Annotated in this window: 1 rRNA gene; it reads right to left on the bottom strand. The window is 56.5% G+C overall.

The window, feature by feature from the left end:
* Positions 1-155: 155 nt before the first annotated feature.
* A 23S ribosomal RNA gene (locus AABB92_RS23385) occupies positions 156-239 on the bottom strand; the annotation flags it as partial.

The following is a 239-nucleotide window of genomic DNA, read 5'->3' as shown; positions in this document are numbered from 1 at the left end:
TCACTTCTGAGTTCGGCATGGGGTCAGGTGGGACCACCGCGCTACAGCCGCCAGGCAAATTCTGTTGTCCGCGCCGCCTCCAGGGGCCGCACGGCTCAATCCGTTATGAACAAGGCTGAAAATCTTTTCGTCTCTCAAAACGCCTCTGGCGTTGTAAGGTTAAGCCTCACGGGTCATTAGTACCGGTTAGCTCAACGCATCGCTGCGCTTACACATCCGGCCTATCAACGTCGTCGTCT

The organism is Pantoea brenneri (assembly GCF_038594305.1).
Taxonomy (GTDB): Bacteria; Pseudomonadota; Gammaproteobacteria; order Enterobacterales; family Enterobacteriaceae; genus Pantoea; species Pantoea brenneri.
This window is presented reverse-complemented; position numbering and strand designations above follow the sequence as displayed.